Origin of the sequence: Breoghania corrubedonensis, assembly GCF_003053845.1 — a bacterium.
GTDB classification, from domain to species: domain Bacteria; phylum Pseudomonadota; class Alphaproteobacteria; order Rhizobiales; family Stappiaceae; genus Breoghania; species Breoghania corrubedonensis.
Map to the genome: position 1 here is coordinate 513373 of NZ_QAYG01000001.1, position 15866 is coordinate 529238.

Genomic DNA, 15866 nt, shown 5'->3' on the forward strand with positions numbered 1-15866 from the left:
GTGCGATTGCAAGGAAAACCGATGAAACGCTGGCTGATCGCCGCCAGTCTTGTGCTTTTGGTGGTCGCCGCCCTCTTCGCGGCGTTGCCTTTGCTCGTCTCCACCGACATCGCCAAGGACCGCATCGCTGCCGTCCTGTCGGACTGGTTGGGTGCCGACGTAACCGTCGACGGCAGGCCGCGCGTCACCTTCGCCGCCGGACTTTCCGTGGTCCTGCCCGATGTGCGCGCACGCAATGACGCGCAGAAGATGACGGCCCATTTCGACGCCGTGGAAGCCGAGATCAGGTGGCTGCCGCTGCTCAAGGGCCAGATCGAGCTGTCGCGCTTCCTGCTGCGCAAGCCCGATATCGTCGCCGAAGCGGGATCCTCCGTCTTTCCCTTCGCCACCTTGCGTCGCGATCCCTCGCAATGGCCCTTCGCGGCCAACGACCTCGGCATCCGGGACGGCAGCTTCACGGTGCTGGAAGGCGACGGCCGCCGCGAACGCATATCCGAAATCAACGGAACCCTGATCTGGCCGGGCGCACAGGGCGAAGCGGCCCTGTCGGCGTCCTTCGTCTGGCACAAGGAGCCGGTCGAGCTGCGCGCAGGGCTTTCGGACACGGCGGTCTTTGCGGGAGCCTCCAAGGGCACCCTCAACCTGTCGGTGACTTCGACGCCGCTCAGGGCCGATTTCGAAGGTGTTCTGCTGGGACCGGGCAACCTGCAGGCCAATGGACAGGCGTCCATCACCGCCCCGAACCTTCGCCGGTTCCTGATCTGGACGGGGCGCGACCCGGGCGAAGGTGCGACGCTCGGGCCGTTCTCGCTGGCATGCGAGGCGCGCGCCAATGCCGATGGCGTTGTGTTCGATCATGCCAATGTCGAGCTCGACGGCAATGTGGGCACCGGGCTGCTGGCGTTCGACTGGCGCGGAGCCCGACCCTCGCTGCAAGGGACGCTCGATTTCGAAAAACTGGATCTTTCCGGCTACTTCTCGGAATGGCTGCGCGCGGCGGGCCTTGGCGAGACCGAGCATTACAAGGTGCCGGTGGCGGAGATGGCCGCGGCCGATATCGATGTGCAGCTTTCCGCCCGGCAGGTGCGCATCGGCGCGGCGAGGATCGGCCAGACGGCCGCCTCCTTCCTGATCCAGGCCGGCAACATGGCGCTGGAGATCAGTGAGGCGGTGCTCTACGGCGGCAGCATTTCCGGCCGGCTTTCCGCGAATGTCGAACGCGAGGCCAACACCGACGCCGGCGCCAACATGGACACCAACAATGGCGGCGGGGCGGTGAATAGCGTCGCGATCAACGGGGATCTGTCGGTTCGCCACATAGATCTGGGAGCGCTGCCGCTCGACAGCTGGAAGACACGACCGATCGCCGGCGTCGTCGATGGCACGCTCAATCTCTCCGCCTCCGGGCTGGACGTCGACACGCTCGCGGCATCGGCGCGTGGGCGGCTCGAGGCATCGGCGGAGGGGCTCACGCTTTCCGGCTTCGACCTGGCCAAGGCGATCGATACCTTCACCATGAACACCGATACCACCGGTGCGGATGGCGGGCATGGTCATGCGAATGACGCACCGGACATGAGCGTGGAGGCGAGCGCTGTCGGGAACGATGGCGGGCGCACCACCTTCGACAAGGCGGCCATTGCTGCGACCATCACCGACGGCATCGCCATCTTCACCAAGGCGGAGGCGACGAGCCCCGATCTCGCGGTGAGTGCGGAAGGCCGCGCGTCGCTGCCAGATCAGACAATCGGCATGACGGGGCTCGCGACCCATAACGCGAACCCGCCGGCGACCATTCCCTTCCTCGTGCGCGGTCCCCTCGCCGGCCCGCAGTTCCTGCCGGACGTGAACCGGATGATCCAAGAGAAGCAAAGCGCCACCGGGGGCGCCCTGCCGGTGGCGCAGTAGGCGGGACCTTCGGCAAGATGCGATGGGCGGGGCGAAAGTCGGTGAACGGAACGCAAGTCGCCCCGGCGTTCATCGGATGCCGGGGGCCGCAGCGCCGGCCTTGTCCGACCATGAGAAGCGTCAGCCCACTTTCATTCCGCGGTCACGCACCGGCAGCGGCCAGCTGTTCGTCGCGCTGACGGCGAACGGTGCGGTGCTTGGTGACGATCGACGCAGCGACCACTCCCACCGTGACCAGAGCCACCAGGATCGTACACACCGCGTTGATTTCCGGCGTCACACCGAGGCGGACCTGGCTGTAGATCTTCATCGGCAGCGTGGTGGCGCCCGGCCCCGTGGTGAAGCTGGCGATGACCAGATCATCGAGCGACAGCGTGAATGCCAGCATCCAGCCCGCCAGCACACCCGGCAGGATCAGCGGCAGCGTGATGAGAAAGAAGGTCTTCACCGGCGGGCAGCCGAGATCCATCGCCGCTTCTTCCAGCGACCGGTCGAAGCCGACGAGGCGCGACTGCACGACAACCGCCACGTAGCACATGCAGAACGTGGTGTGGGCCAGCATCACCGTCCAGAAACCCCGATCCTGGTTGATGGCGACGAACAGCAGCAGCAACGACAGGCCGAGAATGACGTCCGGCATGACGAGCGGCGCATAGATCATGCCGGAAAACAGCGAGCGGCCCATGAAGCGCCCCATGCGCGCCAGCACCAGCGCGCCAATCGTTCCCAGCACCGTGGCGATGGTGGCGGCGGCAAAGCCGACGCGCAAGGTCACCCAGGCGGCATCCAGAAGCTGCTGGTTGTGCAGCAGGGCGCCATACCACTTGGTGGAGAAGCCGCCCCAAACCGTGACCAGCCGCGAGGCGTTGAAGGAAAAGATCACCAGGATCACGATCGGCAGGTAGAGGAAGGAAAAGCCGAGCGCGATGGAGGTGATGTTGAACCAGGTGGGACCGCGATTCATGGCTTGACCTCCAAAGGCGAAAGGGCGCGTGGCCCGTAAGCCACCGGCTTGCGCCCCTCTCCCCCCTTGAGGGGGAGATGTCGGCGCAGCCGACAGAGAGGGGTGAGCCGCCCATACCGAACCTGCCGCCTCCCCGTCACGCATTTGCGCGACATCTCCCCCACAAGGGGGGAGAGGGGCGCAAGCGGCAGTGTTTCGTGGAGTCCGCTCATTTGTCCCGCTCCTGCATCTTCTGCTGCTGGTTCTGGAACAGCACGATCGGGATCACCAGGATCAGCAGCAGGATGACGGCGACGGCGGAGGAAACCGGCCAGTCGCGGTTGCGGAAGAATTCCACCCACAGCGTCTTGCCGATCATCAGCGTGTCCGACCCGCCGAGGATATCGGGGATGACGAATTCGCCCACCGCCGGAATGAACACCAGGAAACAGCCTGCGAGCACGCCGGGAAGAGACAGCGGCAGGGTGATCTTCCAGAACGCCTTCCACGGCGGGCAGCCGAGGTCCTCCGCCGCCTCCAGCAGGCTCAGATCGAGCTTTTCAAGCGTCGCGTAGAGCGGCAGCACCATGAAGGGCAGATAGGAATAGACGATGCCGATATAGACCGCCCAGTTGGTGTTGAGGATGATCAGCGGCTCGTTGATCACGCCCAGCCACAGCAGAAGCTGGTTCAAAAGGCCCTCGTTCTTGAGGATGCCGATCCAGGCGTAGACGCGGATCAGGAATGAGGTCCAGAACGGCAGGATCACCAGCATCACCAGCGTCGGCCGCCATTCAGGCTTTGCGCGTGCCATGCCGTAGGCGAGCGGATAACCGATCGCCAGCGTGATGATCGTAGAGACGCCGGCGATGATCACGCTGGAGAGGTAGGACTTCCAGTAGAGGTCGTCCTCCGTCAGCCAGACGTAATTATCGAACGAGAATTGCGAGATCGCATCGCGGATGCTTGCCCACCCTTCCGTCAGCCAGACGTAGTTGTCGAACGAGAATTGCGAGATCGCATCGCGGATGCTCGCCCAGCCTTGCGCCAGATCGATCGTCGGCACATAGGGCGGAATGGCGATCGCCACGCCCGAAAGCGAGATCTTGATGACGATCAGGAAGGGCACGAGGAAGAAGAACAACAGCCAGGCATAGGGCACGCCGATGACCCACCACCTGCTTGCCAGCCGCCGGCCGAGAACGCTCAGAACCGTACGCATCGCCGCGCCCTCCCCCGCCTAGTGCCTGAGGATGACGCCGGCATCCTTGCGCCAGGTCATCCAGATCTTGTCGTCCCAGGTGAGCGGCCGTTCGACAAGCCGCGTCACGTTGGCAATGCCCGCGCGCAGGTTGTGACCGTCCTCGGTTCGGCAGTGAAGCGTGGAAACATCGCCCAGATAACCGATGTCCCAGATCTCCGCGTGCACGGAGAAGTCGGCGTCGGGCTTGTCCATCGTGACGGTGATCTTTTCCGGACGGATGCCGAAGGCGACCGCATCGCCGATGTCGGCATCGGTCGTTTGGGCCACATCGAATTCGATGTCGAGTTCGGTGGCGCGCAGGCGGGTCGTCTCGCCGTTCTTGGCGACGACCTTGCTCTCGATCAGGTTGATGTCGCCGATGAAATCGGCCACGTAGCGCGAATTGGGGCTTTCGTAGATTTCCGAGGGCGTGGCGACCTGGATGATGCGGCCGGCATCCATGACCGCGATGCGGTCGGCCACCGTCATCGCCTCCTCCTGATCGTGGGTGACGATCAGGAAGGTCATGCCGAGGTCCATCTGCAGATCCATCAGCTCGAACTGGGTCTCCTCGCGCAGCTTCTTGTCGAGCGCGGCCAGCGGTTCGTCGAGCAGCAGGACCTTGGGGCGCTTGGCGAGCGAGCGGGCAAGTGCCACGCGCTGGCGCTGGCCGCCGGAAAGCTGATGCGGCTTGCGCTTGCCGAAGGGCTCCAGCTTGACGAGGCGCAGCATCTCCTTGACGCGGTCGGCGATGTCGGCCTTCGGGAAACCGTCCTGCTTGAGGCCGAAGGCGATGTTGGCCTCGACGCTCATATGCGGGAAGAGCGCGTAGGACTGGAACATCATGTTGACCGGACGCCGATAGGGCGGCACGCCGGCCAGATTCTGGCCATCGAGGAAGATCTCGCCCTCGGTGGGTTGCTCGAAGCCGGCCAGCATGCGCATCAGCGTGGTCTTGCCGCAGCCGGAGCCGCCGAGCAGCGCGAAGAACTCGCGCTCGTAAATGGTCTGGCTCAGGTTGTCGACCGCGGTGAAGCTGCCGAACCGCTTGGTGACGTTCCTGAACTCGATGAAGGGCCGCTTTTCGGGATCTTCCCACGGCGCAAAGGTCCGTCTGATCGGACCGATCGGTTTCTTGGCCAAATCCCCACCCCTGTCGAAATGCGACGAAAAGGTAATCAACCACCGGAGCGGTTCGTTCCGCCCCGGACTGACGTTCGGACCCGGATATTCGACAGGTCCGATCCTCCAATCCATTCAAGACTTGTCATTCCCGCGAAGGCGGGAATCCAGCTTTCCAGAGACCGTCGTTCGTGCCCGAATGCCACCCCCGGCGGTTACTGGATCCCCGCCTTCGCGGGGATGACAATCGAGGGAAAGGACAAGTCCCTGGCAGACTTCGGTGCCATCGGACTTTCAGGCGCGGCGATGAAGCCGCCCATGGCGCTCCGTTGCGCGGCGCCGGCGGCATCGTCGTGCCGCCGGGCCGTTGCCGTGATCAGGCCTACTGGCCGCTCTTGACCGAGGTCCATTCGCGGGTGACGACGCGGTTCACCTTCGGCGGGTAGTCGGTGACCGTGTAGAGGTGCTTCATCGCCTCGGCGCTCGGATAGATCGCCGGATCGTTGATCACGTCGTCGTTGAGAAGCTTCTGCGAGGCGAGGTTGCCGTTGGCGTAGTAGACGTAGTTGGACGCCTTGGCGATGACCTCCGGCTTCATGATGTAGTTGAGAAAGGTCAGCGCGTTATCGGGGTGCGGGGCATCCGCCGGAATCGCCATCTGGTCGAACCACATCAGCGCGCCCTGCTTGGGGATGGAGAAGTCCACCGTCACGCCGTTGTCAGCCTCCGCGGCGCGGTCGCGGGCCTGCAGCACGTCACCCGACCAGCCGAGCGCCAGGCAGATATCGCCATTGGCCAGCGCGTTGATGTACTCGGAATTGTGGAACTTGCGGATGTAGGGACGGATCTTCTTCCAAAGCGCCGCCGCCTCGCGGATCTTGTCCGGATCCTTGCTGTCGGGGTCATAGCCCAGATAGTTGAGCGCGGCCGGGAAGACCTCGGTCGGCGCGTCCAGCACGTAGATGCCGCACTTGGACAGCTTCTCGGCGTTTTCCGGCTTGAACAGCAGATCCCAGTTGTCGACAGGAGCCTCCTCGCCGCCGAAGGCCTCCTTGACCATTTTCGGATTGTAGCCGAACGCGGTCGTGCCCCACATGTAGTTGATCGAGTACTCGTTGCCCGGATCGTACTTTTCGATGCGCTTCTGGATCTCCGGCCACATGTTCTTCAGGTTCGGAAGCTTCGACTTGTCGAGCTTCATGAACACGCCGGCCTTGATCTGGCGCGACAGGAAGGACCCGGTGGGCACCACGACATCGTAGCCCGTGCCGCCGGCCAGCAGCTTGGTTTCCAGCACCTCGTTGCTGTCGAAGACGTCGTAGACGACCTTGATGCCGGTTTCCTTGGTGAAATCCTCCAGGATCGACTCATCGATATAGTCGGACCAGTTGTAGACGTTGACGACCTTGTCTTCCTGCGCAATCGCGCTGCCGGCGACGAAGGCGACGGCCGCCACGGTTGCGGTAAATAGGATGCGCATGTCTGAAGCTCCCGTTTGCCAATTTTCGAGCCCGCACGGAGAATGCCAACGGCAATGCTCCGTCCCGGACCGCAATGGTCAGTTCCCGACGCCGAACCTAGATCAACCCGGGCGCAGGTGAAATCACCCGGTTGCATTAATCACGGCGTTTTTTGTTACAGCACGGACTCTTCAACGGCCCGCTTGCGCTGTCAGAGATAGGTTTCGCGTTCGAGCGTCGAAATCTCACGGCCAAACGCTGTGAGTTCCTCGCGCTTGATGGCGGTAAGCGTCTTGTGCATCTCCTTGCCCACCGCCCGCTTCATGCGCTTCGACTTCTCGAAGGCATCGATGGCCTCGTCCATCCAGGGGGTGAGCCGGCGCGCGCGCGTCTCATACGCGTTTCCGGCGATCGCCCGGGGCGGATCCTTCTTCTTCTCCAGCCCTTCCAGCATGCCGGCGAGAACACCGGTCAGCACCAGATAGGGATTGGCGTCGGCGCCTGCGATGCGATGCTCGATGCGGCGCGAGTTGGGCCCGCCGGGCGGCACGCGCAGCGCCACGGAGCGGTTGTCGTGTCCCCAGGTGATCGAGGTCGGGGCATAGGAGCCTGGCTGCATGCGGCGGAAGCCGTTGAAGGTGGAGATATAGAGAAGCTGGCTTTCCTGCATCGTCTCCAGCAGGCCGGCGATGGCGTGGCCGAGCCGCTCCTCGCCCTCCTCCGGGTCGGCAAAGATGTTGCCGTGGGCCCCTTCCAGGCTGACATGGACGTGCATGCCGTTGCCCGGCCACTCCACGAAGGGCTTGGCCATGAACGACGCCTTCATGCCGTGCTTGCGGGCCACACCGGTGACGAGCCGGCGCAGCAGCACCGCGTCGTCGGCAGCGGTGAGCGGATCGCGGCGGTGATGAAGGTTCAGCTCGAACTGGCCGGGAGCCGCTTCGGAGACGGCGGCGTCCGCCGCGATGTTCTGCTCGTCGGCGCCGCGGCGGATCTCGTCGACCAGCGGCATCAAGGCTTCCAGATCGGACAGAGCATACATGTTCTGGCGGGCGGGACCGCGCTGGGTTGAGAAGACCGGGCGCGGCTGCTTGCCGTCGACAGCCTCCTCGAAGAGATAGAATTCCAGCTCGAAGGCGCAGGTGGCGGTGACACCGAAATCACGCAGTCGGCCACACAATCCGGCCAACACGTGACGCGGATCGATCATGAAGGGCGCGCCCTCGCGATCGAACATGGAAAGAAGCACTTGCGCGGTCTCGCGCTCGGCCCAGGGCACCAGCTGCAGCGTTTCCGCCACCGGCCAGCACAGACCATCCTTGTCGCCGGTCTCGATGTGAAGACCCGTCTCTTCCACCTCGCGGCCCCACACATCGAGGCCGAAAAGCGAGAAGGGAAACGCGACGCCGTCCTCGAAGATCTTGGTGAGCGCGCTGCCGGGAAGCCACTTGCCGCGCAGCACACCGTTGGTATCGGGCAGGATCACCTCGACCGTGTCGAGATCGGGATGGGCGGCCAGAAAGCGCTCGGCTGCCTCGATCATGTCGCCATCAGGCGCGCGAAAATCGGATCGGGCCACAGGACCCATCAAACACCCCCATCGCGATGCCTTTTGATGTTCCGGGCCTCTCCTTACCCCGAACGCGGCATCCGTTTTTGCAGACCGGCAATAGCGGCCGGTCACTGATTTGTTGTTGTCACGAACTTGTCGCCGCCGGCCCCGGATCGCGAGGCCCGGCGATTGCTGTCGTTTGCTGTTCTGGCAAAAATGTGATCACGTATTGCGAAGCCTGTCAACCGTTGCACAGAGCAGAGGCATGATCACAAGCTATGCAGGTGGATGAGGGGACCAGCTTGCCGAACGCACAGGGCATATGTCGGGAGATGAAGGCGGGAGGCCATTTCGCGGCCGTTCGGCATGCGCCCGTCTCCCCCCTTGCGGGGGAGATGTCACGCACTTGCGTGACAGAGGGGGGTATGCGGCAGGCTCCGAGCAAGCGGCATTACCCCCCTCTGTCACCTTTGGTGACATCTCCCCCGCAAGGGGGGAGACGGGCGCATGCCGAACGACTACGGACCGCTCGGTCGCTCCACCCTTTCGGAGGCCGCGCATGAACGCCAAGCCGGACGAGCCCGACCTGCCGACACGCGTGGTGACACGCGACCGTGTGGTCGCGGCGGTGGAGGATGCACTGCTGACCGGCCAGTTCGTGCCCGGACATGCGGTGACCTTGCGCGGGCTCGCCGCCCAGCTCGGCGTCTCGCCGATGCCGGTGCGCGAGGCGATCCGCGTGCTTTCCTCCGCCAACGCGCTCGACGTGATGCCGAACGGGCGCATCCGCGTGCCGACGATGACACGGCGACGGTTCGACGAGTTGCTGCATGCACGCGTGCTGCTGGAGCCGCATCTGGCGGCCCTCGCCCTGCCGAACCTGAACGCGGCGGCCGGCGAGCTTGCCCGGATCGACGACGCCATTGACGAAAGCCTCGTGAGCGGGGACGTCATCGCCTACATGCGCCGCAACCACGAGTTTCATTTCCGTATCTATCGCGCAGCCGGATCCGAAATCATCCTGCCGCTGGTCGAGCATGTCTGGCTGCAATTCGCCCCCTTCATGCGGACCGTCTACGGCCGGGTCGGCACCTCAGTGCTGGAGGACCAGCACAAGGAGGCCATCGCGGCGATCCGACTGGGCGATGCGGAAGGCCTGCGGCAGGCGATCGAACGCGATATCCTGGACGGAATGGGCCTGATCGGGCACTCGGTTCTTGATGCTCCACCGCCTGAAAGCGGCGGACGGAGGGAGCCCCCGCAAATGGACCCCCGCAGTCCGGACGAATAGCCCCGATTGACAATTATCGGAATGTGATCACAATTCTCTTGCCACCCACGACCCATGCGGGAACGCCGAAGCGGAGCGGCTGACACACCGTCATTGCCCATGCGCGCTGGCCTTTCAGCAGGTGGCGAGACAACCCGAACCCGAGGACTTACCGTGAGGGATACGCCCGAAAGCGCCGAGAACACATCCGCTGAGACCGTTCGCGGCGTGGCGACTATGGAAGAAGCCAAGAGCTGGCTGCGACGTCGTCAGATCCAGGACATCGAGTGCATCGTGCCCGACCTTGCCGGCATCGTGCGCGGCAAGATGATGCCGACGGAGAAATTCTTCTCCGGACCGGTGATGAGCATGCCGGCCTCGATCTTCGCCCAAACCATTTCCGGCGACTACCCGCCGGACGACGACCGTTTCCATCACAATCCCACAGACGGCGACCTGTTCTTCGAGGCTGATTATTCGACGCTAGCGGTGGTGCCGTGGGAGACGGATCCGACCGCCCAGCTCATCCATGACGCCGTGACCCAGGAAGGCGCGCCGGTGGAAACCGCGCCGCGCAACGTGCTAAAACGCGTGCTCTCGCTCTACGAGAAAGAAGGCTGGGAGCCGGTCATCGCGCCGGAAATCGAGTTCTATCTCGTCAAGCCGAACACCGATCCCGACTATCCGCTGACACCGCCGGTCGGCCGCTCGGGGCGTCCGGAAGTCGGCCGGCAGTCCTACTCCATTTCGGCGCTCAACGAGTTCGACGACCTCATCGACGACATCTACGACCTGTCGGAGGCGCAGGGGCTGGAGATCGACACGCTCATCCACGAGGAGGGCGCGGCGCAGATGGAGATCAACCTGCGCCACGGCGCGCCGCTGGAACTGGCCGATCAGGTCTTCCTGTTCAAGCGCACCATCCGTGAGGCGGCGCTTCGCCACGACATGTACGCCACGTTCATGGCGAAACCGATGAGCGGCCAGCCGGGATCGGCCATGCACATTCATCAGTCGGTGATCGACCCAGAGACGGGCAGCAACATCTTTTCCGACGAGGACGGCGACGCGACGCCGGAGTTCCTATCCTTCATCGCCGGCCACCAGGAGTTTCTCCCCGCCGTGACCTGCATCATGGCGCCCTATGTGAACTCCTACCGGCGGTTCATGCGCAACTCGACCGCGCCGTGCAACGTCTTCTGGGGACATGACAACCGGACCGTCGGCCTGCGCGTGCCGAATTCAAAGGCAAGCGCGCGCCGGCTTGAAAACCGGGTGCCGGGATCGGACGCAAACCCCTATCTCGCCATCGCCGCCTCGCTTGCCTGCGGCTATCTCGGCATCAAGAACGACCTGAAGCCCGATGCGCCGCGCTCCGGCTATTCCTCCAACGGCCCCTACACCCTGCCGCGCGGCCTGACCGAGGCGCTGACGCTGTTTGAGCAATGCGACGAGCTGGCGGACGTGTTCGGGGAGCGTTTCGTCGCCACCTACCGCGCGATCAAACAGGAGGAATACGAGACCTTCATGAGCGTGATCAGCGCGTGGGAGCGCGAATACCTGCTTTTGAACGTGTGAGGGGCGCGTGCCGCGCGCCTCTTTTCTGATTGTCGCCCCCCACCCCTGCTCCCTCAAGGGAGAGGGGTGGGGGTGGGGTCGCGCCAAAGACAACCATTTGTCAGATAGATACCCGCCACGAACCAACGCCACCTTCCTTCGGAGTGCCTGTCCATGAACGTCAAATCCAACATCTATCCCACCAAGGCGCTACAGGAGGCGGATGCCGCCCATCACCTCCATCCCTTCACCGAACACCGCACGCTGAATGCCGAAGGCTCGCGCATCATCACCCATGCGGAAGGCGTGTGGCTGACGGATTCGGAAGGAAAGCGCATCCTCGACGGCATGGCCGGGCTGTGGTGCACACAGATCGGCCACGGCCGGCATGAGGTGGCGGAGGCCGTCTACAAGCAGATGCAGGAACTTGAGTACTACAACCTGTTCTTCAAGACCTCGCATCCCCCCGCCGTGGCGCTGGCGGAAAAGCTCGCCGAGCTGACGCCGCCGCAGTTCAACCACGTCTTCTTCGCAGGCTCCGGCTCGGAGGCCAATGACACGGTCTTCCGGATGGTGCGTTACTACTGGGACCTGATGGGGAGGCCTGAGAAGAAGACCATCATCGGCCGCTGGAACGGCTATCACGGCTCGACACTGGCCGGCACCAGCCTCGGCGGCATGAAGGGCATGCACGGCCAGGGCGACCTGCCGGTGCCCGGCGTCCACCACATCGCCCAGCCCTACTGGTTCGGCGAGGGTGGTGACATGGACGAGGACGCATTCGGCCTGTGGGCGGCCAATGAACTGGCACGCGCCATCGACGAGCTTGGCGAAGACAAGGTTGCCGCCTTCATCGCCGAACCGATCCAGGGCGCCGGCGGCGTCATCATCCCGCCCGACACCTACTGGCCGGCGGTGAAGAAGATCCTCGATGAACGCGACATCCTGTTCGTCGCCGACGAGGTCATCACTGGCTTCGGCCGCACCGGCGAATGGTTCGGCTCCACCTATTACGGCATCGAGCCCGACCTGATGCCTATCGCCAAGGGGCTCTCCTCCGGCTATCTGCCGATCGGCGGCGTGATGGTCGCGGACAAGGTGGCGGACGTCGTCATCAACAAGGGTGGCGAGTTCTATCACGGCTACACCTATTCCGGGCATCCGGCATGCTGTGCGGCCGCGCTCGCCAATCTCGCCATTCTGGAAGAAGAGAAGATCGTCGAACGGGTGAAGAACGACATCGGCCCCTATCTCCAGAAGAGGTGGAAGGCATTGGGCGAACATCCGCTCGTGGGGGACGCGCGCATGGTCGGCATGATGGGCGCGCTGGAGCTGGTGCCGGTCAAGGGCGACCGCACGAAGACGTTCGCAAACGAGGGGTCGGTCGGCACCATGGCGCGCGACTATTCCTTCGAAAACGGCCTCGTTATGCGCGCGGTGCGCGACAGTCTGATCCTCTCGCCGCCGCTGGTGCTTTCCCATGAGGAAGCGGACGAACTGGCGCGCATCGCCGAAAAGACGCTCGACGACACTTATGCCGCACTGAAACGCGAAGGAAGGGTGGGATAATTCACCTTTCCGTCGTGCATCCAGACGGTGGGCGGGCGCGGTCCCGGCCGCGTCCAGCACCACCTTGAGAATTGTCCCGTTGTTCGCCGTGAGACCCCGCCCATGTCCGTGCCGCCTTACGACCCCGCCTGCTATTACACCGCCACCATCAACGATGATCGCCCCCGACCGGTGCTTGCCGAAAGGCTCACCGCCGATGTCTGTGTCATCGGCGGTGGCTTTACCGGGGTCTCGGCGGCGCTCCATCTGGCCGAACAGGGCTTTTCGGTCATCCTTTGCGAGGAAAAGCGCATCGGCTGGGGCGCTTCGGGGCGCAATGGCGGCCAGCTTCATTCCGGCCAGCGGCGCGACCAGCACTGGCTGGAAAGCCATGTCGGCAAGGCGCAGGCCCGCCTCTTCTGGGACATGGCGGAGGAGGCAAAGACGCTCATAAAGGATCGCATCGCCCGCCACGCGATCGATTGCGACTGGGCGGACGGACTGATCCATGCGGTGCACAAGAAGGCGTGGCTTGCAGATGAACAGCGCGAGGCGGAGCAACTGGCCCGCGACTACGGCTACGACGCCATAAAGCTGCTGGATCGCGACCAACTCGCGGCAGCCATCGGCACCGACGCCTATTTCGGCGGCTACCGCGATGCCGAGGCCGGCCATCTCCATCCGCTCAACTTCGTGCTCGGCATGGCCAGGGCCGCCGAAGAGGCCGGAACCCGGATATTCGAGGGAACCCGCGTCACCGATATCGGGACGGGTCAGCCGATCACCATCACGACGGAAAAGGGCGAGGTCCGCGCCACCCATGTCGTACTGGCAGCCAATGGCTATCTGGAGGGACTGGAGCCCGCAACGGAAGCGCGCGTGCTGCCGATCAACAACTACATTTTAGCCAGCGAACCGCTCGGCGAACGGGATCCGATCCCGGGCAACGAGGCGGTCGCCGACAGCCGCTGGGTGGTCCACTACTGGCGCATGAGCCCCGACAGGCGCCTGATCTTCGGCGGCGGAGAAACCTATTCGCGCCGCTATCCGGCCAACGTCGCAAGCTTCGTGCGCCGCCACATGGCGAAGATCTATCCGCAGTTCGCCGATGCACGCATCGACCATGCCTGGGGCGGCACGCTGGCGATCACGGCGAACCGCATGCCCTATTTCCGCAGGCCCCGGTCGGGACTCTATGTCGCATGCGGCTTTTCCGGGCACGGAGTGGGCATCGCGAACCTCGCGGGCAGGCTCATCGGAGAGGCGGTGGCCGGCGATGCGGGCCGTTTCGACACCTTCGCACAACTGCCGATGATGGCGTTCCCCGGCGGGAAATGGCTGCGAACGCCGATACAAGCGCTGGCCATGACATGGTTCGCGTTGCGCGATCGCATGTGAACGGCAAGTCAAAGCGCGAAAGTGACGTGCAGACATGCACGCACACAACCGGACATATCCGGTTAAGACCGTTTTAATCCGATTGTGTTTTCTACTGACATGGTCGCTCGGAGCCCTGTTTTCTTTACCGACACTCTTCCTGGCGGCGGCCGAGGTTCCAAGAGGAACTGCCACGTGCGGGTTTAGGAGAACCCGCGGGAGGGTAACGGCCATGCGGTTGGCGCCATGCGGGGATGTGCCCGGACATGACGCGATCGCGGAGAGATTTATTTTCAGCCGGGATCGGTCGTCACGGCTACGTGGCGGTCTTTTCCGGAAGTGGCACGGGGTCGGCCCATGGACACGATATTGCTGGTTGAAGATTCCAGTTTTTTCGCAAAAGCTGTCACACGCAGTTTTCGCCGCGCAGACGGGTTCGACATTGTCGTGGCGACGACATGCGCGGAGGCGACGGCGATCCTCCAGGAAGACGCGGCCCGGTTTTCGGTCGCTCTCGTCGATCTCTCCCTGCCCGACACCACGGATGTGGAGACAGTGGATCTGACGACGTCCTTCGACGTACCGACCATCGTCTTTTCCAGCCGTTTCGACCCCGCGCTTCAGTCCCGACTCTATTCCAAGGGCATCGTCGACTATGTCCTAAAGGACAGCCCGGCAAGCCTCTCCTACCTGCGCGAACTGGTGCTGCGGCTGCGGGCCAACCGGGGGATCGGCGCGCTGCTTCTGGAATGTGAAAGGGCACCATTGCGCGATGCGGCGGAACAGTTGCGCCGACTGCAACTGTCGGTGACCCGCGTACACACCCCCAAGGACGCGCTGCACCACCTGAACGAACAAGACCATATCCGCTTGCTGGTGCTCGATCAGGATCTGCCGGAGGTGGATGCGATCGACCTGATCAAGCAGGTACGGCTGCGACGCGGGCCGGAAAAGGTCGCGGTCGTGTCGCTGACGGAAGGCTGCGACCAGACCGACATGGTGCGGCTGTTGAAGAGCGGCGCCAACGAGGCGCTCGCCAAGACCTGTCCGCCGGAGGAATTCCTGCTGCGCGTTGGCCAGAACCTCGACACGATCGACCGTATCCTGAAACTGACGGACGCGGCCAACCACGACGCCATGACCGGCCTGCACAACCGTCGCTTCCTGTTCGACGCAGGTACACGGCTTTACGTGGAGTGTCGGCGCAACGAACAGCCGGTGCCGGTGGCGCTGATCGATGTCGACCGCTTCAAGCAGGTCAACGACCGCTATGGCCACGAGGCGGGCGATCTGGTGATCAAGAACCTTGCCGACGACCTCGTTTCGGCCTGCGGCGCCAGCATCCTGACCGTGCGGCTGGGCGGTGACGAGTTCTGCATGCTGATGCCCGGTTGCGAGATCGAGGAAGCGAAGAGCTGCTGCGCCGCCGTCTACAGTCGCTTTCGCGAACGCGCCCATGTGTTTGATGGCGAACGGGCGGAGGTGACGCTCTCCATTGGCCTGTCCTCTGGTTACGAGGACGATCTGGAAGAGGCGATCCGTGCGGCGGACGAACAGATGTACGCCGCCAAGAACCGGGGCCGCGACCGTATCATCGCCAAGAATGATGTGATTCCCCGGGTGGAAGAACGGCTGGAGCGGTTCCTGCTCGACGTGTGAGCGGAAACGACAGGCTTGCACAAGCCGTTGCCCGGGATTGGGCCTGCGAAACGGGTGCGAGGCAAGGCTGTTCCGCGTGCCCTTCTTCAATTCCGGCCGGCCCCTTTCCCTTCTGCAACTCCCTTCCCGCCTGAAACCGGAAATCTTTTTCCTCTTTCGATTTGGGCTTGAAACCCCATGCCCGGCAATTCGCCGGCCCAGTGCCTACCCTTTGACGACACCAACGG

11 protein-coding genes are annotated in these 15866 nt (G+C 63.8%); 6 read left to right on the forward strand and 5 right to left on the reverse strand.

Features of this window, described 5'->3' with window-relative positions; genetic code table 11:
- Nucleotides 1-21: 21 nt before the first annotated feature.
- A complete protein-coding gene (locus C8N35_RS02235; RefSeq protein ID WP_170121997.1) occupies nucleotides 22-1908 on the forward strand; it encodes an AsmA family protein in 1887 nt (628 codons plus the stop codon).
- 142 nt (nucleotides 1909-2050) lie between these two features.
- Here the strand turns inward: C8N35_RS02235 and C8N35_RS02240 are convergent, their stop codons facing one another.
- From C8N35_RS02240 to C8N35_RS02265, 5 genes are all read right to left on the reverse strand, one after another.
- On the reverse strand, nucleotides 2051-2872 hold the full coding sequence (locus C8N35_RS02240) for an ABC transporter permease (RefSeq protein ID WP_107987987.1): 822 nt from the start codon (nucleotides 2870-2872) through the stop codon (nucleotides 2051-2053).
- Between the two features lie 208 nt (nucleotides 2873-3080).
- Nucleotides 3081-4073, reverse strand: coding sequence for an ABC transporter permease subunit (locus C8N35_RS02245; protein ID WP_107987988.1), 993 nt, complete (start codon nucleotides 4071-4073; stop codon nucleotides 3081-3083).
- A gap of 18 nt (nucleotides 4074-4091) precedes the next feature.
- A complete protein-coding gene (locus tag C8N35_RS02250) occupies nucleotides 4092-5237 on the reverse strand; it encodes an ABC transporter ATP-binding protein (protein WP_245926626.1) in 1146 nt (381 codons plus the stop codon).
- Between the two features lie 361 nt (nucleotides 5238-5598).
- Entirely contained in the window at nucleotides 5599-6696 is a 1098-nt protein-coding gene (locus C8N35_RS02260; RefSeq protein ID WP_107987991.1) for a polyamine ABC transporter substrate-binding protein, read from the reverse strand.
- 191 nt (nucleotides 6697-6887) lie between these two features.
- Nucleotides 6888-8219, reverse strand: coding sequence for a glutamine synthetase family protein (locus C8N35_RS02265; RefSeq protein WP_245926627.1), 1332 nt, complete (start codon nucleotides 8217-8219; stop codon nucleotides 6888-6890).
- A 568-nt stretch (nucleotides 8220-8787) separates the two neighbouring features.
- Between C8N35_RS02265 and C8N35_RS02270 the strand changes: the two genes are divergently transcribed.
- From C8N35_RS02270 to C8N35_RS02290, 5 genes are all read left to right on the forward strand, one after another.
- The gene (locus C8N35_RS02270) at nucleotides 8788-9519 is read left to right on the forward strand and encodes a GntR family transcriptional regulator (RefSeq protein ID WP_107987993.1); all 732 of its coding nucleotides are present in this window, start codon (nucleotides 8788-8790) and stop codon (nucleotides 9517-9519) included.
- Nucleotides 9520-9735: 216 nt separating this feature from the next.
- Complete coding sequence (locus tag C8N35_RS02275) at nucleotides 9736-11076, forward strand: glutamine synthetase family protein (protein ID WP_245926702.1); 1341 nt, start codon at nucleotides 9736-9738, stop codon at nucleotides 11074-11076.
- Between the two features lie 153 nt (nucleotides 11077-11229).
- Entirely contained in the window at nucleotides 11230-12624 is a 1395-nt protein-coding gene (locus C8N35_RS02280; protein ID WP_107987995.1) for an aspartate aminotransferase family protein, read from the forward strand.
- Between the two features lie 102 nt (nucleotides 12625-12726).
- Complete coding sequence (locus tag C8N35_RS02285) at nucleotides 12727-14001, forward strand: NAD(P)/FAD-dependent oxidoreductase (RefSeq protein ID WP_107987996.1); 1275 nt, start codon at nucleotides 12727-12729, stop codon at nucleotides 13999-14001.
- 336 nt (nucleotides 14002-14337) lie between these two features.
- Complete coding sequence (locus tag C8N35_RS02290; protein WP_107987997.1) at nucleotides 14338-15639, forward strand: GGDEF domain-containing protein; 1302 nt, start codon at nucleotides 14338-14340, stop codon at nucleotides 15637-15639.
- Nucleotides 15640-15866 lie beyond the last annotated feature (227 nt).